At 67.4% G+C, this 17,117-nt stretch carries 20 protein-coding genes and 1 tRNA gene; 15 read left to right on the top strand and 6 right to left on the bottom strand.

Annotated elements, in window-relative coordinates:
- The first annotated feature begins 62 nt into the window (after positions 1-62).
- The 4 genes from murI to E3T22_RS04355 all read left to right on the top strand — a co-directional run bounded on the left by murI (position 63) and on the right by E3T22_RS04355 (position 3,261).
- A complete protein-coding gene (murI, locus tag E3T22_RS04370; protein WP_103432628.1) occupies positions 63-950 on the top strand; it encodes a glutamate racemase in 888 nt (295 codons plus the stop codon).
- Positions 947-1,681, top strand: coding sequence for a ribonuclease PH (gene rph / locus E3T22_RS04365; protein WP_088455547.1), 735 nt, complete (start codon positions 947-949; stop codon positions 1,679-1,681). Before murI ends, rph begins: the two co-directional genes overlap by 4 nt.
- Before the next feature lies 1 nt (position 1,682).
- Positions 1,683-2,273 (top strand): RdgB/HAM1 family non-canonical purine NTP pyrophosphatase, encoded by a 591-nt coding sequence (gene rdgB / locus E3T22_RS04360; RefSeq protein WP_088455548.1) that lies wholly within the window; start codon positions 1,683-1,685, stop codon positions 2,271-2,273.
- A gap of 67 nt (positions 2,274-2,340) precedes the next feature.
- Entirely contained in the window at positions 2,341-3,261 is a 921-nt protein-coding gene (locus tag E3T22_RS04355) for a cation diffusion facilitator family transporter (RefSeq protein ID WP_134409490.1), read from the top strand.
- A 29-nt stretch (positions 3,262-3,290) separates the two neighbouring features.
- Here the strand turns inward: E3T22_RS04355 and E3T22_RS04350 are convergent, their stop codons facing one another.
- The 4 genes from E3T22_RS04350 to E3T22_RS04335 form a co-directional block, all read right to left on the bottom strand.
- Positions 3,291-4,025 (bottom strand): DedA family protein, encoded by a 735-nt coding sequence (locus E3T22_RS04350; protein WP_088455550.1) that lies wholly within the window; start codon positions 4,023-4,025, stop codon positions 3,291-3,293.
- Between the two features lie 107 nt (positions 4,026-4,132).
- Positions 4,133-4,810, bottom strand: coding sequence for a DedA family protein (locus tag E3T22_RS04345; RefSeq protein WP_174776258.1), 678 nt, complete (start codon positions 4,808-4,810; stop codon positions 4,133-4,135).
- 3 nt (positions 4,811-4,813) lie between these two features.
- Positions 4,814-5,476 (bottom strand): heme oxygenase (biliverdin-producing), encoded by a 663-nt coding sequence (locus tag E3T22_RS04340; RefSeq protein ID WP_165788009.1) that lies wholly within the window; start codon positions 5,474-5,476, stop codon positions 4,814-4,816.
- Between the two features lie 132 nt (positions 5,477-5,608).
- A tRNA-Leu gene (locus tag E3T22_RS04335) sits at positions 5,609-5,690 on the bottom strand.
- Positions 5,691-5,809: 119 nt separating this feature from the next.
- Here E3T22_RS04335 and E3T22_RS04330 point away from each other — a divergent pair.
- The 9 genes from E3T22_RS04330 to E3T22_RS04290 all read left to right on the top strand — a co-directional run bounded on the left by E3T22_RS04330 (position 5,810) and on the right by E3T22_RS04290 (position 11,739).
- Positions 5,810-7,042: a CpaF family protein gene (locus E3T22_RS04330; RefSeq protein ID WP_134480742.1), complete on the top strand. Its 1,233-nt coding sequence runs from the start codon at positions 5,810-5,812 to the stop codon at positions 7,040-7,042.
- Complete coding sequence (locus E3T22_RS04325) at positions 7,039-7,899, top strand: type II secretion system F family protein (protein ID WP_134480741.1); 861 nt, start codon at positions 7,039-7,041, stop codon at positions 7,897-7,899. Before E3T22_RS04330 ends, E3T22_RS04325 begins: the two co-directional genes overlap by 4 nt.
- Positions 7,887-8,831 (top strand): type II secretion system F family protein, encoded by a 945-nt coding sequence (locus E3T22_RS04320; protein ID WP_241983591.1) that lies wholly within the window; start codon positions 7,887-7,889, stop codon positions 8,829-8,831. The genes E3T22_RS04325 and E3T22_RS04320 overlap by 13 nt, the downstream gene beginning before the upstream one ends.
- Positions 8,832-8,905: 74 nt before the next feature.
- Entirely contained in the window at positions 8,906-9,091 is a 186-nt protein-coding gene (locus tag E3T22_RS04315; RefSeq protein ID WP_088455569.1) for a hypothetical protein, read from the top strand.
- Between the two features lie 70 nt (positions 9,092-9,161).
- On the top strand, positions 9,162-9,521 hold the full coding sequence (locus tag E3T22_RS04310; protein WP_370028230.1) for a TadE/TadG family type IV pilus assembly protein: 360 nt from the start codon (positions 9,162-9,164) through the stop codon (positions 9,519-9,521).
- Positions 9,490-9,966: a hypothetical protein gene (locus E3T22_RS04305; RefSeq protein ID WP_088455571.1), complete on the top strand. Its 477-nt coding sequence runs from the start codon at positions 9,490-9,492 to the stop codon at positions 9,964-9,966. The genes E3T22_RS04310 and E3T22_RS04305 overlap by 32 nt, the downstream gene beginning before the upstream one ends.
- Before the next feature lie 5 nt (positions 9,967-9,971).
- Positions 9,972-10,433, top strand: a complete 462-nt coding sequence (locus E3T22_RS04300) for a pilus assembly protein TadG-related protein (protein WP_134480740.1) — start codon at positions 9,972-9,974, stop codon at positions 10,431-10,433.
- Positions 10,434-10,488: 55 nt separating this feature from the next.
- The gene (locus E3T22_RS04295; RefSeq protein WP_088455573.1) at positions 10,489-10,773 is read left to right on the top strand and encodes a hypothetical protein; all 285 of its coding nucleotides are present in this window, start codon (positions 10,489-10,491) and stop codon (positions 10,771-10,773) included.
- Positions 10,774-10,854: 81 nt separating this feature from the next.
- Positions 10,855-11,739: a DMT family transporter gene (locus tag E3T22_RS04290; protein ID WP_240632403.1), complete on the top strand. Its 885-nt coding sequence runs from the start codon at positions 10,855-10,857 to the stop codon at positions 11,737-11,739.
- Between the two features lie 262 nt (positions 11,740-12,001).
- Here E3T22_RS04290 and rmuC read toward each other — a convergent pair whose 3' ends face one another.
- Together rmuC and E3T22_RS04280 are read right to left on the bottom strand one after the other, a co-directional pair.
- Positions 12,002-13,327 carry a DNA recombination protein RmuC gene (gene rmuC / locus E3T22_RS04285; RefSeq protein WP_134480739.1) on the bottom strand — a complete coding sequence of 442 codons (1,326 nt, stop codon included), beginning with the start codon at positions 13,325-13,327 and terminating at the stop codon, positions 12,002-12,004.
- Between the two features lie 87 nt (positions 13,328-13,414).
- Positions 13,415-14,032 carry an exonuclease domain-containing protein gene (locus E3T22_RS04280; protein WP_134409504.1) on the bottom strand — a complete coding sequence of 206 codons (618 nt, stop codon included), beginning with the start codon at positions 14,030-14,032 and terminating at the stop codon, positions 13,415-13,417.
- Between the two features lie 109 nt (positions 14,033-14,141).
- Between E3T22_RS04280 and ychF the strand changes: the two genes are divergently transcribed.
- Together ychF and E3T22_RS04270 are read left to right on the top strand one after the other, a co-directional pair.
- Positions 14,142-15,215 carry a redox-regulated ATPase YchF gene (gene ychF / locus E3T22_RS04275; RefSeq protein ID WP_088455577.1) on the top strand — a complete coding sequence of 358 codons (1,074 nt, stop codon included), beginning with the start codon at positions 14,142-14,144 and terminating at the stop codon, positions 15,213-15,215.
- A 194-nt stretch (positions 15,216-15,409) separates the two neighbouring features.
- Positions 15,410-16,213 carry a hypothetical protein gene (locus E3T22_RS04270; protein WP_134480738.1) on the top strand — a complete coding sequence of 268 codons (804 nt, stop codon included), beginning with the start codon at positions 15,410-15,412 and terminating at the stop codon, positions 16,211-16,213.
- The last annotated feature ends 904 nt before the right edge of the window (positions 16,214-17,117 follow it).

Here is a 17,117-nt window from a genome sequence, read left to right as displayed (position 1 = left end):
GTTCTGGGCATATAGCGGTGTCCAGCGTGGCCGAACGCCGAACCCGGCTAGGCTTGATCGACGTGACTGATGCACCGATTGGGATTTTCGACTCCGGGGTCGGCGGGCTTACCGTCGCCCGGGCCATCAAGGACCAACTGCCCAACGAGTCGATCCTGTATATCGGCGACACCGCGCATTCGCCCTACGGGCCGAAGAAGATCGCCGATGTCCGCGAGTACGCACTCGAGGTTCTCGACGACCTGGTGTCCCAAGATGTGAAGTTGCTGGTAATCGCCTGCAACACCGCTTCTGCGGCCGTGTTGAGGGATGCCAGGGAACGTTACAGCGTCCCGGTGATCGAGGTGATCCAGCCCGCGGTGCGCCGTGCGGTGGGCACCACCCGCAACAAGAGGGTCGGCGTTGTCGGTACGGCGGGCACCGTGAACTCTCGGGCCTACAACGACGCGTTCGCCGCGGCCACCGACATCCAGCTGTTCTCGCAGGCCTGCCCGCGCTTCGTGGAGTTCGTCGAATCTGGAGTCACCACCGGCGCGGAAGTGTTGCGCGTCGCCGAGGAATACCTCGCACCGCTCAAGGCCGCCGACGTGGACACGCTCGTGCTCGGCTGCACCCACTACCCGTTCCTGCGCGGGGTCATCTCCTACGTCATGGGTGACGCGGTGACGCTGGTCTCCAGCCACACTGAGACGGCCAACGATGTCTACAGGGTGCTGGTGGGCCAAGGTCTCGAACGGGTGGATGCCGCCCCGCCCAGCTACCGCTACGAGGCCACCGGCGATAGCGCCGACGACTTCCTCCGCCTCGCCCACCGCCTACTCGGCCCGGAGATCTCCCACGTGGACCTCGTCGCGACCGGCACCATCAGTCTCAGCGAGGTGACCAGACTGGCCGCCTCGACCGCTCCATCCCGCCTCTTCACCCCCCGTCATTCCAAGGAGAACCCGTGACCGACATCCTGCGCGCCGATGGCCGCACCAACGACCAGCTGCGCCCCGTCACCATCGAGCGCGGCTGGAGCGACCAGGCCGAGGGATCCGCGCTGATCTCCTTCGGCCGAACCAAGGTGCTCGCCACCGCGTCGTTCACCAACGGCGTGCCGCGTTGGATGGCCGGCAAGGGCAAGGGCTGGGTCACCGCCGAATACTCGATGCTGCCGCGCTCGACGAACTCCCGCATGGACCGCGAGTCGGTCAAGGGCCGTATCGGTGGCCGCACCCACGAGATCAGCCGGCTGATCGGTCGGAGCCTGCGCGCCGTCGTCGACATGAAGGCGCTCGGCGAGAACACCATCGTGATCGACTGTGACGTGCTGCAGGCCGACGGCGGCACCCGCACCGCCGCCATCACCGGCGCCTACGTGGCGCTGGCCGACGCCCTCGAATGGGGCCGTGAGAAGAAGTTCATCGCCCAGAAGGCCCAGCCGCTCACCGACAGTGTCGCGGCCGTCTCGGTGGGCATCATCGCCGGCGTGCCGATGCTCGACCTCGCCTACACCGAGGACGTGCGCGCCGAGACCGACATGAACGTCGTCGTCACCGGTCGCGGCAAGTTCATCGAGGTGCAGGGCACGGCCGAGGGCGCCCCCTTCGACCGCAGCGAGCTCGACTCCCTGCTCGACCTGGCCCTCGGCGGGGCGATCACGCTCACCGAGCTGCAGAAGACCACACTGGGCCGCTGACATGCGCGTCGTTCTCGCCACCCACAACGCCCACAAGGTCGAGGAGCTGCGCCGCATCCTCGCGCCCATGCTGCCGGACCTGGAGGTGCTGGCCTACGACGGGCCGGAGCCTGTCGAGAACGGCGCGACGTTCACCGAGAACGCGCTGATCAAGGCGCGTGCCGCCGCCGCGCACACCGGCCTGCCCGCGATCGCGGATGACTCCGGCATCTGCGTCGATGTGCTGGGCGGCGCACCCGGCATCTTCTCTGCCCGCTGGGGCGGGCCGGCGCGGGACTCCGAGGAGAATCTGCGTCTGCTGCTCTGGCAGCTCAGCGACATGACCGACGAACACCGGGCCGGTCACTTCACCTGCGTGGCTGCGCTGGCGCTGCCGAACGGCGTAGAACGGGCTGTCTCGGGGGAGTGGCCGGGTCGTATCTTGCGGGAGCCGGCCGGTGCCGGCGGCTTCGGCTACGACCCGATCTTCCAGCCGGACGGACAGGACGTATCGGCCGCCGAACTGCCCGCCGACGTGAAGAACGCCGAGAGCCACCGGGCAGTCGCCTTTGCAGCCCTCGGGCCGGTACTCACCGAGCTTCTAGCCAGCTGAGAACGGCACTCATTCCCAACTAGCCGCTGGGCTGGCTTTCGCCCGGGCGGGCTCGTAGCGTTGACGCATGGGCCACGATCACGCATCCGCTTCGACGAGCAATCGTTCACGCCTGTCGATCGTGATCGGCCTGGTCGCTGCGGTCCTCGTCGTCGAAATCGTCGGTGCCTGGTTCACCGGCTCGCTGGCGTTGCTCGCCGATGCCGGCCACATGTTCTCCGACCTGGCCGGTCTGATCATCGCTCTCACCGCTACCGTCGTCGCGGCCCGCCCCGCCACCGATCGGCAGACCTTCGGCTACCAGCGGGCCGAGGTGTTCGGTGCGCTGCTCAACGGCCTGATCCTGATCGTGGTGGCGGGCTTCGTGGTCGTCGGTGCCATCAACCGGCTGACCTCCGGCGCCACCGCCGAGGTTCTGGCCGGCCCGATGCTCGTGGTGGCCGTGGTCGGCCTGCTGGCCAACATCGTCGGGATCCTGCTGTTGCGTCCGGCCGCGGCCGGGTCGATCAACATGCGCGGCGCCTACCTCGAGGTGCTCGGCGATGCGCTGGGATCGGTAGCCGTGATCGCGGCGGCCGTCGTCATCCTACTGACCGGTTTCGCGCAGGCGGACGCCATCGCATCACTGGTGATCGCCACGATGATCATTCCGCGGGCCTTCGGTCTGCTGCGCGACGTGGTGCGGGTGTTCAGCGAGTCGGTGCCGGCGGATACCGATGTGCGGGCGATCCGGGAGCACCTCGAGGGCACCGCCGGCGTCGTGGCCGTGCACGACGTGCACGTGTGGGCGATCACGTCGGGGTCACACGTGTTCAGCGCCCACATCGTCGTCGAACCCGAGCTGCTCGCGGCCGGACGGTCGGGCGCGCTGCTTCGCGAGCTGTCCGGATGCCTGTCCGACCACTTCGACGTCGAGCACTCCACGTTTCAGCTCGAGCCGGCCGATCATGCGGCGGATGCCGAACACGAGCACCACTCGCACCGCTGACGTTCTGAGCGTCACGCGCTGAGGAGGGGTCAGGCCTCGTGCTTGCCGTCGTTGTCGGTCTTGAAGGTCTCGGGATCGAGCACCAGGTTCTTCGGGTCAACGGTCACGCCGGACCGGGCCTCGCGGCGGGCTTTCACGGTGGACTGCACGTAGTGGTAGATCGTGGGGAGCAGGGTGAGCACAACGGCGCCCAGCAGGATCAGGTCGATGTAGTTGCGCACGAAGTCGGCCAGCGGCGGGATGTAGCCCAGGAAGTAGCCGAAGAAGGTGAGGCCGGCGCCCCAGATCATGGCGCCGATGAAGTTGTACAGGCTGTACTTGCGGTAGTCCATGTGTCCGACGCCCGCGGCGACCGGGGCGAAGGTGCGCACGATCGGCACGAAGCGGGCGGCGATCACGGCGAATCCGCCGAAGCGCACAAAGAAGGCGTTCGTGCGTTGCACGTTCTTGACGCTGAACAGGCCCGATTCCTTGCGCTCGAACACCCGCGGGCCGAGCCTGTGGCCGATCAGGTAGCCCACCTCGCCGCCGACGAAGGCGGCAGCACCGATGGCCAGGGCCACCCACCAGATGTCGATGGTGATGATGTCGAAGAAGACGAACAGGCCGGTGATGACGAGCAGAGTGTCACCGGGGAGCAGGAACCCGATCAGCAGGCCGGTCTCGGCGAAGACGATCGCGCACACACCAAGCAGCGCCCAGGGTCCGAATCCGTTGATGAGGATCTCGGGGTCGAGCCAGGGGATGAGTGCTGTGTTAATCACGAAGAAAACTCCAGTCGTCGGCGGCTAGATCGGCCAGTCGGCGGTGATCGCTTGCGTCGCTACAGGTTAGCGCGTTCTGGCATCTGAAGGCCTGATGAAGGGGTGGGCTAACCCCCCAATGTGTTGTGAGATCCGGTGCTCGTGCGGGCGTCGAGGCGCATCTGGGCACGATCGGCGAACCAGGTGCGCAGGCCGAAAACTATCGACGCCGTGATGAAGAAACCCGCGATGATGTAGGCCGCGCTCTTCACTCCGGGGATCGCTGCGGCGTAGTAGCCCGTCAGGGTGATGCCCACACCCCAAGCCAGGGCTCCGACGATGTTGCTGGAGAGGAATTTGTAGTAGTTCATGCGGCCGACTCCGGCAACGACGGGTACGAAAACCCGTGCCCACGGCATGAAACGCGCCACGACCACCGCCCACCAGCCGTACTTGAGGTAGAAGGACTCGGTCTTCACAATTGCCAATTGGGTGCGCCGGCCACCGCGTTTGTCGAGGTAGCCGCGACCGTATCGGCGACCGAGCAAGAAGCCCACCTGGTCGCCGAGGAACGCGGCGATCCCGACGCCGACGGCGAGCACCACGATGTTCAGGTTGGTCGTGGACGCTGCCACCAGGCCGGCGCCGAACAGGAGCGAGTCACCGGTGACGAACGGGATGAACACCCCCAGGAACAGGGCAGTGCCGGCGAACACGAGGGCCCAGACGAGCAGGTAGAACACCACGACTCCCGCGCTGGAGAGGAAGTCGCTGAGCTGGCCGTCCAGGGCCGCGGCGCGGACCATCGGCTAGCGCGCCAACCCGTCGAAAACGGCGCCGTTGTAGGTGAACGCGGCATCGACCTCCGCGACGAGGGCGTTCACCTCGGCCGGTGCAAGCGACATGGCATTCAGCCGATCGCGGTAGGCACGCTTGTATTGCACGATGTTGTTGATCGCATCGAACCTGTAGAAGCCCAGCTGTTCGGGCGCGGCACCGTAGTACCGGGCCACGAGAGCCGCGATGGCCTGGCCGCCCGACAGGTCACCGAGGTAGCGGGTGTAATGGTGGGCCAGGCAGCGCACCCTGTCGGCACTGGTGAGGGACTGCAAGTGGGCGATGTACTCGGTCGTCGCCGGTAGCGGCGGATGCTCGCGGCGCCAGTCGTCGACGCCCAGCGCGGCGAGGTCGCTTTCGATGGCGGGCAGCCGGTCGAGGGCGGGGTCGAAGACGTCTATGCGGTCGACCTGGGATACCCGGTCGACGAGCTGCTCGAGAGCCTCATAGACCCAGGCGTACTGCCCGAGGTACCGGGTGTAGTCCGCGAGCGAGAGCGCACCGCTCATCAGTTCGGTGATGAAGGACCGCGTTTCGGTATCGCGGTGCTGAGTGCTCGAGCTGGCGCGAAGGTAGTCGGCCAGATTCTGTTGCTGGTCCTGGGGGCGCTGTGGAGAGCTGGGGGTCGCGGTCATGAGAACCGATCTGCTGGGAGACGAGTAAGGCAATCCTAACCACAGCGTATTCAGGGTGGCCAGCATCGAAGAGAATTCTCGGTTACAGCGGAGCCGGACGGCATCTGAGTGCCGACAGCCGGAGCCCGTCGGTGCGGGAGAAGGGACTTGAACCCTCACGCTCGAAAGCACAGGTACCTAAAACCTGCGTGTATACCAATTTCACCACTCCCGCGAGTGAGGCTCCAGTCTAGAGTGCCCTGGTTCTCCGCCGGAGTGGTGGAACGGTCACCCGTCCGGTCAGGCTGTGGATAACTCGCACGCGCGTGCCCGGTTGTGCAGCAGGATTCCTTCATGACCGAGGCCGTGCGCATCATCACCGAGCAGGTGCGGCTGCGCGTGCGCCGCGACGGCGTCGACCTGGCCGCCGACGACGCCCTCGCCGACCAATACGTGCGCGACGAGGTGCGCCGGTACAGCGAACGGGCCCTCGGCGGATCACTGCCGTTGCTCACCGATGAGTTCCAGGCCAGCAGAGAGGTGGTCGCCGCGCTCACCGGGTTCGGTGCCCTGCAACCGTTCCTCGACGACCCCGACATCGAGGAGATCTGGATCAACTCGCCCAGCCGGGTTTTCGTCGCCCGTGACGGTGTGCCAGAGCTGACCCCGATGGTGCTCACCGAGCGGGAGGTGCGCGACCTGGTTGAGCGGATGTTGCAGGCGTCCGGCCGGCGGGTCGACCTGTCCTCACCGTTCGTGGATGCGTCCTTGCCCGACGGCTCCAGACTGCACGTGGTGATCCCTGACATCACCCAGCGATACTGGTCGGTCAACATCCGCAAGTTCACCCGGCGCATCCGGGACCTCACCCAGCTCGTGGCGCTGGGCGCGCTCACCCAGCCGGCCGCGGAGTTCATGCGGGTGTGCGTGCGTGGCGGGCAGAACATCCTCGTCTCCGGGGCCACCCAGACCGGAAAGACCACCATGCTCAACGCGCTTCTGTCGGCCACGCGTCGCACCGAACGCATCATCACGGTGGAGGAGACCTTTGAACTGAGCGTCGGCGCGCGTGATGTCGTGGCCATGCAGTGCCGGCAGCCCAGTCTGGAGGGTGCGGGCGAGATCACCCTGCGCCGGCTGATCAAGGAATCACTGCGGATGCGGCCGGACAGGCTCGTTGTGGGTGAGGTGCGTGAGGCGGAGAGCCTGGACCTGCTCATCGCGCTGAACAGCGGGCTACCCGGCATGTGCTCGATCCACGCCAACAGCGCCAGGGACGCCCTCGCGAAGCTGTCGACCCTGCCGTTGCTGGCCGGGCGCAACATCGACTCCTCGTTTGTGCTGCCCACCGTGGCAGGCTGTATCGACATCGTGCTGCACTGTGAGATGGACCGGCACGGGCGCCGCCGGGTAACCGAGATCATCGCACCGAGCGGTCAGCTGACCGGCTCCACCATCGAAGCCAGCCCGCTGTTCCTCATGAAGAACGGGGTGCTGGAACACACCGGCGGATTCCCCACCAAGCTCGCCAAGTTCCGGGCCGCAGGTCTCGACCCGGCCGAGGTGCTGCGGAGGGGAGCGGCATGACCCTGGTTCTGGGCAGCCTGCTCGGTGCCGGGCTGCTTCTGCTGAGCTCACCGCTGCTCTGGCCGGCCACCGATGGTGCCTCCCGCAGCGGCCGGCTGGTGTCGGGCTGGCGGGCCCGGCTCGCGCAGGCCGGCTTCGGGTCGGTGCCGGTGCCGGTGTTCGCCGCGCTGTCTGCGGTGCTCGCGTTGGCTTCCGCCGCGCTCGCCGAGGCGGTGCTTGGTGTGCGAGCGCTCACCCTGGTCGTCGGTGTGGTCTGGCTGGTGTTGCCCTCCCTCATCGTGCTGTGGCGGGCCAGGGCCAGGCGGCGGTTGAATCGCACGGTCTGGCCCGATGTGGTCGACCACCTGGTCTCCGCCGTGCGGTCGGGGCTGGCCCTGCCCGATGCCGTGAGCAGCCTGGCGCAGGCCGGGCCGGTGGTCACCCGCACGGCGTTCGCCGAGTTCGAGCGGGAGTACCGGGCCACCGGCAACTTCGGCTACAGCGCTGACACGCTCAAAGCCTCCCTCGCCGACCCGTTCGCCGACCGCTTGATCGAGACGTTGCGGATGGCACGGGACGTGGGCGGCAGCGACCTCACCGTGGTGCTTCGCAGCCTGTCGAGCTGGTTGCGGCAGGATGCCGCGGTGCGCGCCGAGGTCGAGGCCAAACAGTCCTGGGTGGTGAACGCCGCCCGGCTGGGCGTGGCCGCACCGTGGATCGTTCTGGTGCTGATCAGCAGCCGTCCGGAGGCGGCCCAGGCCTTCAACACCCCGGCCGGAACCGTCGTCATCCTGGGCGGTCTCACCGTATCGGTGCTGGCCTACCGGGTGATGCTCATCGTGGGGCGGCTGCCCGAGGAACGCCGGTGGTTCCAGTGACGGCGCTCGCCTGGGGTTCCTTCTTCGGGTCGGTGCTCGGCATCGGACTCTGGTCGCTGGTGAGCCTCACCCCGCGGCTGAGCCGGCCCCGGCTCGCGAACCGGTTGGCGCCCTACCTGCTCGACGTGTCGGCCGAGGCCCGGGTCTTCGTGGGCCGCCGCTCCGTCGACCCGATCCCGGTGCTGGGCACCCTGTTCTCGCCGGTGTTCGAGACCCTCGCGCAGGCCCTTGCCAATGCGCTCGGCGGCGCCGACATCATCGAGCGTCGTCTTGCGCAATCGGGCTCCTCCCGAACTGTCGACGCCTTCCGGTCCGAGCAACTGGCGTGGGCGCTGATCGGCGCCGCCGGCGCGCTGCTGTTCGCCCTCGGCACGCCGTCGGGCCGTAGCTGGCCGCTGATCGTGCAGGTCGCGGCGCCCGTCGTCGCGGCCGGAGCGGGGGTGCTGCTGCGGGACACCCTGTTGAAACGGGCGGCGACGGCACGCCTGGCCCGGATCGACAGCGAGCTGCCCACCATCCTGGAGTTCCTCACCCTGTCCCTCGCGGCCGGTGAGGGCATCCTCGATGCATTGCGCCGCGTCTCCCGCAGTACCTCGGGGGAGTTGTCCCGCGAATTCGCCGGGGTGATCGGTGACGTTCACGCCGGAGTGTCGCTCAGCACGGCGCTGACCGAGCTGTCCACCCGGATGCGTCTCATGTCACTGACCCGGTTCGTGGACCAGGTCGTCGGGGCGATCGACCGCGGCTCTCCGCTCGCCGACGTGCTGCGGGCCCAGGCCCAGGACGGCCGGGAGGAATCCAAACGGCATCTGCTCGAGGCGGCGGGCAAAAAAGAGGTGGCGATGATGGTGCCGCTGGTGTTCCTGATCCTGCCGATGACCATACTTTTTGCGATTTTTCCCGGCTTGTTCGTGCTGCAGGCCGGTTTTTAGACGTCCCCGACCGACACCGTTCCAGCTGCACCGCCCCGCTCCATCCGTGCACCACCGAGAGAAAGCAGGACACCGTGAGCCTCACCACCCAGTTTCAGAACCGTATCCGCATTGGTCTGCACGACGAGAGGGGTGACGTACCGGGCTGGGTGTTGATCACCCTGATGACAGCCGGGCTGGTCATGATCATCTGGGGTCTGGCCGGACCCGCGCTCAGCGGCATCTTCGAGCAGGCCATCGAGCGGGTCAGCGGCATCTAGCGGATGCCCTGATACCGACATGATCCGCAGGTGGCGGTGTGCGCAAGGCGACGCCGAGCGTGGCACGGCGGTGGCGGAATTCGTCATGGTTTCGGCGCTGCTCACCGCTCTCACGTTGGCGGTCCTGCAGCTCGCGCTCGCCCTGCACATCCGCAACACCGTGCTGGATGCGGCAGCGGAAGGCGCCCGATACGCCGCGCTGGCCGACAGCGGCCTCGAGCAGGGCGCCGAACGCAGCCGCGACCTGATCACGGCGGCGCTCGGACCGGTCTACGCCGCCGATGTCACGGCCAGGTACGCCGATGTCGCCGGGCAGACCGGCGTGCAGGTGCGGGTGGTGGCCCCGCTGCCGATGTTCGGTCTGTTGGGTGTGGACCGTGGCCTGGAGGTGAGGGGACATGCGGCCGTGGAGGGGTTGGAAACCGAGTGACCGATGGTGGCTACCGACCGGCGAGCGCGGGTCAGCCTCGCTCGAGTTCATCACCGCCGGGCTGATTTTGCTGGTGCCGCTGGTCTACCTGGTCCTGACGATGTCCGTGGTGCAGGGCGGTGCGTTCGCGGTGGAGGGTGCGGCCCGGCAGGCGGCCCGGGTGTACGTTCAGGCGCCCACTGCCGGCGCCGCTGAGGCCCGCGCCGAGCGTGCCGTGTTGGTGGGGCTGGCCGACTACGGCATCGACGCGGCCGCCGCCGAGGTGAGCATCACCTGCCCGGGGTCCGCCGTGTGTCTGTCACGTCGCAGCGTGGTGACGGTGACGGTGCGGGTGGTCGTCGATCTGCCCTTTGTGCCCGCCGTCATCACCCAGTCGCACGGCGGCAGCATCCCGCTGCAATCGTCGGCCACCCAGACGGTGTCCAGATTCTGGCACGAGGGGTGACCGCGATGGCGCACAGGGCCGGCGTCGGCATCGGCCGCAGCACCCGGGGCGAGGACGGTTCAACCCTGCTGATCACCATCTTTTACGGCTTTCTGGCGCTGCTGGTGGTGCTGATCGTGGTCGCCGCTACGAGCCTCTACCTCGAGCGCAAAAAGCTGTTCACGCTGGCGGATGGGGCGGCGCTCGCCGCGGCGGAATCGTTCACCCTCGACTCGGTCGCGATAGAGGCCGGTGAACTGCATGCGGCCCTGACGACCGGCGAGATCCGGGCCGCGGCGACGGCGTACCTGGCCGCCGCGGAGCAGCCGGGGATCGACAACTTGGTGCTGGCCCGCGCCGACACGGCGGACGGCCAGAGCGCCACGATCACCCTGCAGGCCTGGTGGCGTCCGCCCGTGTTCACCCTGTTCGTGCCCGATGGCCTGCCCGTGGAGGTCACGGCGGTGGCCCGGTCGGTGTTCCACTGACGACTCCGAAGGTGGCATCTGCCCGGATGCAGCGAGGCTCGGTAGAGTTCCAGACATGAAACGCATTGACTACTACGGCAGAAGCTTCACCGTCTCGGACCGCTTTGCTGACGCCCTCGTGAGCTACCTCAACGACGCCGTGACCTCGGGCAAGCCGTTGGGGGAGTTCTTCGAGATGCGCTGCTACATCACCGACCCCGGTCAGACGGTTGACGTCACCATCCAGGTGGTGGCGGGCGTGCCGCTACTGGTCTACCCGGCCGATGCGGTCTTCGACGGGGTCGCCGAGATCGAGGACGACCCGGCCGCCGTTGGTCGGTTGGGCTACCGGCGCAGCTGACCTGCCGAACCGCGCGGCCAGCCTGCGGTGGCTGGCCGGTAGTGTCGTCGGAGTGCCGCATCCGGTCGGCGGGGGAGAATAGTGACAGCCAAGCGTGACCGCCTCACCGGCGCCGGAGCCCAACTCGTCACCGAGGTGACGATCAACTACGGCTCGTCGTTGGCTGGGCTACTCATCCCCGTGGTCGGCTCGCCCGTCGTCGTGGCGGTGCGCCAGCTCGTGATGGCGATCACCGTGCTGCCGTTCTACCGGCCCAAGTTCGTCACCTTCACCTGGGCAAGGCTGTGGCCGGCACTGATGCTGGGCGTTGTGCTCGCGGTGATGAACCTCACCTTCTACGAGTCGGTCGACCGGCTCGGTCTGGGCGTGGCCGCGACCATCGAGTTCCTCGGCCCGTTCGCCGTGGCGCTGGCCGCGTCCCGCCGAGCACTCGACTTCGTCTGCGCGGCCGCTGCCGCCGGCGGGGTGTTCCTGCTCACCTGGTCGGATGGCACACTCGACCCGTTCGGCATCGCCTTGGCGCTCACCGCCGCGGCCGCCTGGGCCGCCTACATCCTGCTCACCCGCCGGGTGGCCACCCAGCTGCCTGGCCTGGAGGGCATCACCATCGCCAGCCTGGTCAGCCTGGTGCTGCTCGTTCCGCTGGCGCTGGTCACCGTGGATTACTCGAAGCTGAACTGGGGCGTGATCGGCCTTCTCGTCGCCGTGGGCGTGCTGTCCTCGGCGTTCCCGTACACGCTCGACACCTTCATCCTGCGTCGGATCACCCCGCGGCTCTACGCGATCATCACGAGCTTCGGTCCGGTCGTCGCGGCGGTCTTCGGCGTGCTGGTGCTCGGAGAGACCCTGCTTCTGCAGCAGCAGGTCGCCATCGTCGTAGTCTGCGCCGCGGCCGGCGCGGCGATCGCCACCCAGCGCGAACAGCCGGTGTCCGACCTCGAGCGCACCGCCCGCGCCATCCCGTAGCGGTGCCGTCGGCGCCATCCGTGCACGCCTTTCGAAGCGACACCCCCGCCGACGAGCCGCAAATGTGCCCTTCGCGCACGCTGAAGGGGCCCATTGCGGCATCTCGGCGGGCGGGCGGCCCGGTGAGTTGCCATTTCACGCCCATTCCGGGTGCCCGAGGGGGCCTGAACTGGCAACTCAGGTGCGAGGATGCCGGCGAGATGGCAGTTGGTGCCCCTTCAGAGTTCTTGAAGGGGCCTCAACTGGCAACGTGTCTGCGGGGTCAGTCGCGGGTGGGGATCGCTTCCAGGGCATCGGTCTCGAGCGCGGCCACGAACTCGTAGGCCACCAGCTCGCGGGGGGTCTCTTCGATGCCCACCAGCGGGGCCAGCACCTTCGACTCGTCGAGGGCGTTGAGCTTGCGGGCGGTGGGCAGCACCTGGCGCTCCATGGAGCCGACGAAGCCGTTATAGTCCTTCACGGTGCGCTCGATCGCCCTGCCGAGCTTCTCGATGTGGGTGGCGGTGGTGGCCAGCCGGGAATACAGCTCACGGCTGAGGTCGAAGAGCACCTGGGCATCGTGGGTGAGCACATCCTGCTGCCAGCTGAACGCCACGGTCTTCAGCACCGACCACAGGGTGACGGGGGAGGCCAGTGCGACGCGCTTGCTGAACGCGAACTCCATAAGCGACGGGTCGGCCTCCAGCGCCGACGACACCAGCGATTCGCTGGGGATGAACGCGATCACGAGCTCGGGGGAGGCCGCCAGGCCCTGCCAGTATGCCTTGCTGCCCAGCGCGGTGACGTGGTCGCGCACGGCCTTCACGTGCGCCTTCATGAACACGGCGCGTTGGGCGCCATCCGCACCGGTCGCCGTCGCCGGAATCTGGCTGGCCGCGAGAAACGCGGTGAAGGGCACCTTGGCGTCCACGGCGATGTTCTTGCCGCCGGGCAGGTGCACGACCATGTCGGGCCGGCCGGCGCCGGCATCCGACGTGATGCTGGACTGCACGTCGAAGTCGACCCGTTCGATGAGCCCGGCGGCCTCGACCACGCTGCGCAGTTGGGTCTCGCCCCAGACACCACGGGTGTTGTTGGCGCGCAGGGCCGAGGCAAGGGATTCGGCGGTGCTGCGCAGGCGCTCCTCGGACTCGGTGGCCGAGCGCAGCTGTTCGGTGAGCTCGCCGTGCTGCAGACTGCGCTGCTGCTCGAGCTCGGCTACCTTCTGCTGCATGTTCGCCAGGCTGTCTTTCACGGGGGCCAGGGCCTGCAACACCTGGCTCTCCTGTCGGTCCCGTTCGGTGCGTGCAGCCTGGTCGTCGCGCTGCCGGTCAACGATCTCGCGGTACTGCCGTCGCTGGTCGGCGATCTGGTCGCGCAGGCCGTCGGCGGTGGCCTGCATCGAGGCGAGCTCCTCCCGCAGCAGCGACTGCACACCGGCCTCCCTGGCGCGGGTGTCGGCGAGCACCACCTGATGCCGGGCCTCGAGCACGGCCGGATCATCGACTGCAGGGCCGGGCGACCGGCGACGCTGGAGGAACACGGCGCTCACGAGGGCACCGAGCAGCACACCGAGAAGCAGGCCGAGGAGAAGCGCGAGGAGATCCATCCGGCCAGTCTGACAGCGGCCACCGACACCGCCGGGAGCCGGGACGCGCGTCGTGCGGCCGGAGCTGCCCAGGGCAGTCGGTGCCGGCTAGTTCAAGGCCATCGGGCCGTGCGTGGCGCGGTGTTCCAGGGTGGCGACCGGGCCGATCACGCCGACGTTGACGCCGCAGATGCGGGCCAGGTCTTCGATGGTGTCGGCGCCGTGCCGGTCGGCGGCGTGGATCATGATCGCGGCGCAGGCCTCGGAGTCGGCGAGGGCGTTGTGGTGCGAGAAGTCCTCGAAGCCGGCGGCCATCGCCGCGACCGGCAGCCGGTAGGAGTCGAGGTGATAGGTCTTGCGGGCCACCTGCAGACTGCAGACGTAGCGGAAATCGGGCACCGTCATGCCCGTGATCGCGGATGCGGTCTTGATGACACCCAGGTCGAAGCCGGCGTTGTGTGCCACGAGCACGTCGCCATCGGCGAAGTCGACGAGGTCGGGCAGCTGCTGCGACCAGCTGAGCGCCGCGGCCACGTGCTCGGGGCGGATGCCATGGATCTTGATGTTCCACTCCTGGAACAGGTCATGGCCCAGCGGCGGCTTGATGAACCAGCCGATCTTGTCGACGACGACGCCGTCGCGCACCTTCACCAACCCCACCGAGCAGGCCGAGGCGGCCGAGGAGTTGGCGGTTTCGAAATCGATGGCGGTGAAATTGACGGGCACGCCTCATGGTCTCACGCGCCACCGACGCTGCCGCGCCGCGGGCATCCGCCGGCCGGGCCTGGCGTGAAGGGGCGCGTCCGAACGGGCTGAGCCGGTACCATGGACTCTCGTGGCTCTTACTATTGCAATCGTCGGACTGCCCAATGTCGGCAAGTCCACCCTCTTCAACGCGTTGACCAAGAACAACGTGCTCGCGGCGAACTACCCATTCGCCACCATCGAGCCCAACGTTGGCATCGTCAACCTGCCTGACCACCGCCTGGCGAAGCTCGCCAAGGTGTTCGGCAGCGAGCGTCTGCTGCCGGCCCCGGTGTCTTTCGTCGACATCGCCGGCATCGTGCGCGGCGCCAGCGAGGGTGAGGGGCTGGGCAACAAGTTCCTCGCCAACATCCGCGAGGCCGACGCCATCGCGCAGGTCATCCGTGGTTTCGCCGACCCCGACGTGGTGCACGTCGACGGTGCGGTCAACCCGGCCGGTGACATGGAGACCATCAACACCGAGCTCGTTCTCGCCGACCTGCAGACCCTCGAAAAGGCGATCGTCCGGTACGAGAAGGAGACCAAGGGTCGCAAGCTCGACCCCAGCGTTCTCAAGACCGCGCTCGAAGCGCAGACCTTCCTCGACACCGGCAAGCCGCTGTCGGCGTCGAAGATCGACGTTGAGCCCATCCGCGAACTCGGCCTGCTCACCACCAAGCCGTTCATCTACGTCTTCAACGTCGACGAGGCCGTGTTACAGGATGCCGAGAAGCTGGCCACGCTGGCCGCCCTCGTCGCTCCGGCCAATGCCGTGTTCCTCGACGCCAAGCTCGAATCCGAGCTCGCCGAACTCGACGAAGAGGATGCCGCCGAGATGCTGGCCTCCACCGGCCAGGAGGAGAGCGGGCTCAACCAGCTCGCCCGCATCGGCTTCGACACTCTGGGCCTGCAGACCTACCTCACCGCCGGCCCCAAGGAAACGCGGGCCTGGACCATCCACAAGGGCTGGACCGCCCCGCAGGCCGCTGGTGTCATCCACACCGACTTCCAGAAGGGCTTCATCAAGGCTGAGGTCTTCGCGTTCCAGGACCTGATCGACGCCGGTTCCGTGGTGGAAGCCCGCGCCAAGGGCAAGGCCCGCATCGAGGGCAAGGAATATGTCATGCAGGACGGCGACGTCGTGGAATTCAGGTTCAACGTCTAGTTCCATCCCGGCAGCATTTCGGCCCCGCCCCGGTTCTTCCGCGGTGGGGCTTTGCTGTACCTCCAGGACAGGAGCAGCGGTGCTGAGCTCGCCTTTCGCCCGCGCCAGCGCAAACCGCGACCGCGGGGAGGTGATCTTGGCTGCCGTGGATGCGGCTTGCCCTGCCCTAGCCTTGTGTACATGGGGGTACTGCTGTGCTGAAGAAAACTGACCAGTGGGACGTGCGCATCCTGTACGCCGGGATGATTGCTCTGATGCTGGCGGTGTTCGTGTGGTTTGCCGGCGACCGTCTCCTTGAGGCATCAGTGTTCCTTTCGGTAGGGGCGGTCTACGCATTTCTCGTGGTTCGCGTCGTCTCACGATCATTCCGGGCGTTCACGGTGATGCTCTGGTCGTTCCTCCTGAACTACTGGATGTTGATCTCGCTCGACGTCGATGGCGCCCTGGACATCCCCGCGGCGGGGCCGTGGTTCATAGGGTTCATGGTCGGCTCGATCGCCGGCGGATACATCTGGTCGGGACCGGGTGCCGGGCGAGAGCGCACGCAAACCCGCCCGCGCCGGCCTGACGCCGACGGCAAGTTCTCCGGCGGGTGGCGCCTGGCACTGATCAATGCAGCCTGCGCGCTGGTGCTGTTCGGCATCGGGACAGCCCAACTGGTTCTCCTGTCACCGACAGCGCCTGCTGTTGCAGTTCTTGTTGTCGCTGTCATCGCAGGATGGGCATTGTTCCGCTTCCCGCTGCCGCTGCAAATTAGAAACGGCCTCCTTTGCCTTGGCCTACCCGTTGTGTGGGTTGCCTTGGCGTTCGTGGGTGGTGCCACCGACCAGATGGCCATTCCGCATGCGTCGGCTTATGGCGCCCTCGCCGGGATTTTGCTGGGCGGACGGTACTGGTGCGGCCCCCAGTTCGGCGCGCCCCGGCCGCCCTTCAACGGCCAGGGACGGCGGCGCCGGCGACGGAAACGCCGGCCGAAGCAGCAGCAGCAGCAAACATAAAGGCGCTCAAGACCAGCTGTAGCCGCCGCCCGTGAGAAGCAAGCCAAGGACCGTTGAATCTTTCAGGGAGGACGGCAAGCTAGCATCGGGGCTGCTCTAGCCACACGGCGTGCGTGGGATTGGGGGTGGTCCGACTGAGAATGCATGGTGCCGGAAAACAATCGGTCTCGCCCTGCTGGCCCTGCTCACGCTGACGGGCCGCGATGAGCGGCCATTCACCCGTGCCGACGCCATCTCCACTCCGAACTCCGCCATTCAGGTCGGCGGGTATCGGGACAGGACCTGGGAGTACGTGGACGGGGCCGGCACGACGAGGGAACTCAATCGGTGTGAAGACACGAGCCCATGGAACGTTGCTTACAGCTGCACCTCACCCGATAGGAGCGTCGAGTTGACTTTCAACCTCTCAAAATACGGAATAAGGAACCCCACCCTCCACGTCGGTGACGAGGAGGTGCCGCTCTACTGCATCAACGACGGATTTTGGGGCGGCGGGCTGAGATTCTGCCTCCCGGAGACGGCGCCTGCCATTCCGACATCTCGGCGCAAAGCTTAGAAAGAGCTGTTGATGAGCCGTGACATCCGGAGCGTCGTTCCTCCCGCCGTCGCCGAGGCGAAGCTATGACCCGCGACTCGACCCCCCAGCCCACAGGGGAGGGTCAGCAGCACCAAGATTCCGAGACTGGCGGGGCCGCTGCGGGGACCGTGCCGGGAAGTACCCTTCCGGTCGTGGCCGGCGGGCCTCCGTCCCACTGGCTGTTTTGGTCCTCCCTGTGGCGGTGTTCTCTGCTTTTTGTCGTTCTGATCGGTGGCTGAGGAACGTACTGGGGGATTGCGGGAGGCGCCGGCAACCCGCATACCGATCAGGCCATGGTCGTCGTCATGGCCGTCACCGGCTTCATGT

It is taken from the genome of Cryobacterium sp. TMB3-10, from assembly GCF_004402305.1.
GTDB classification, from domain to species: Bacteria; Actinomycetota; Actinomycetes; order Actinomycetales; family Microbacteriaceae; genus Cryobacterium; species Cryobacterium zongtaii.
The sequence above is the reverse complement of the archived record's forward strand: the minus strand, read 5'-3'. Positions and strand labels throughout refer to the sequence as shown.

What these genes read in the sequence shown, in the direction of transcription:
- rdgB (WP_088455548.1), top strand. Translation starts at nt 1,683, where the DNA reads ATGCGCGTCGTTCTCGCCACCCACAACGCCCACAAGGTCGAGGAGCTG.
- E3T22_RS04355 (WP_134409490.1), top strand. Translation starts at nt 2,341, where the DNA reads ATGGGCCACGATCACGCATCCGCTTCGACGAGCAATCGTTCACGCCTG.
- E3T22_RS04345 (WP_174776258.1), bottom strand. Translation starts at nt 4,810, where the DNA reads ATGGTCCGCGCCGCGGCCCTGGACGGCCAGCTCAGCGACTTCCTCTCC.
- E3T22_RS04340 (WP_165788009.1), bottom strand. Translation starts at nt 5,476, where the DNA reads ATGACCGCGACCCCCAGCTCTCCACAGCGCCCCCAGGACCAGCAACAG.
- E3T22_RS04330 (WP_134480742.1), top strand. Translation starts at nt 5,810, where the DNA reads ATGACCGAGGCCGTGCGCATCATCACCGAGCAGGTGCGGCTGCGCGTG.
- E3T22_RS04325 (WP_134480741.1), top strand. Translation starts at nt 7,039, where the DNA reads ATGACCCTGGTTCTGGGCAGCCTGCTCGGTGCCGGGCTGCTTCTGCTG.
- E3T22_RS04305 (WP_088455571.1), top strand. Translation starts at nt 9,490, where the DNA reads ATGCGGCCGTGGAGGGGTTGGAAACCGAGTGACCGATGGTGGCTACCG.
- E3T22_RS04300 (WP_134480740.1), top strand. Translation starts at nt 9,972, where the DNA reads ATGGCGCACAGGGCCGGCGTCGGCATCGGCCGCAGCACCCGGGGCGAG.
- E3T22_RS04295 (WP_088455573.1), top strand. Translation starts at nt 10,489, where the DNA reads ATGAAACGCATTGACTACTACGGCAGAAGCTTCACCGTCTCGGACCGC.
- rmuC (WP_134480739.1), bottom strand. Translation starts at nt 13,327, where the DNA reads ATGGATCTCCTCGCGCTTCTCCTCGGCCTGCTTCTCGGTGTGCTGCTC.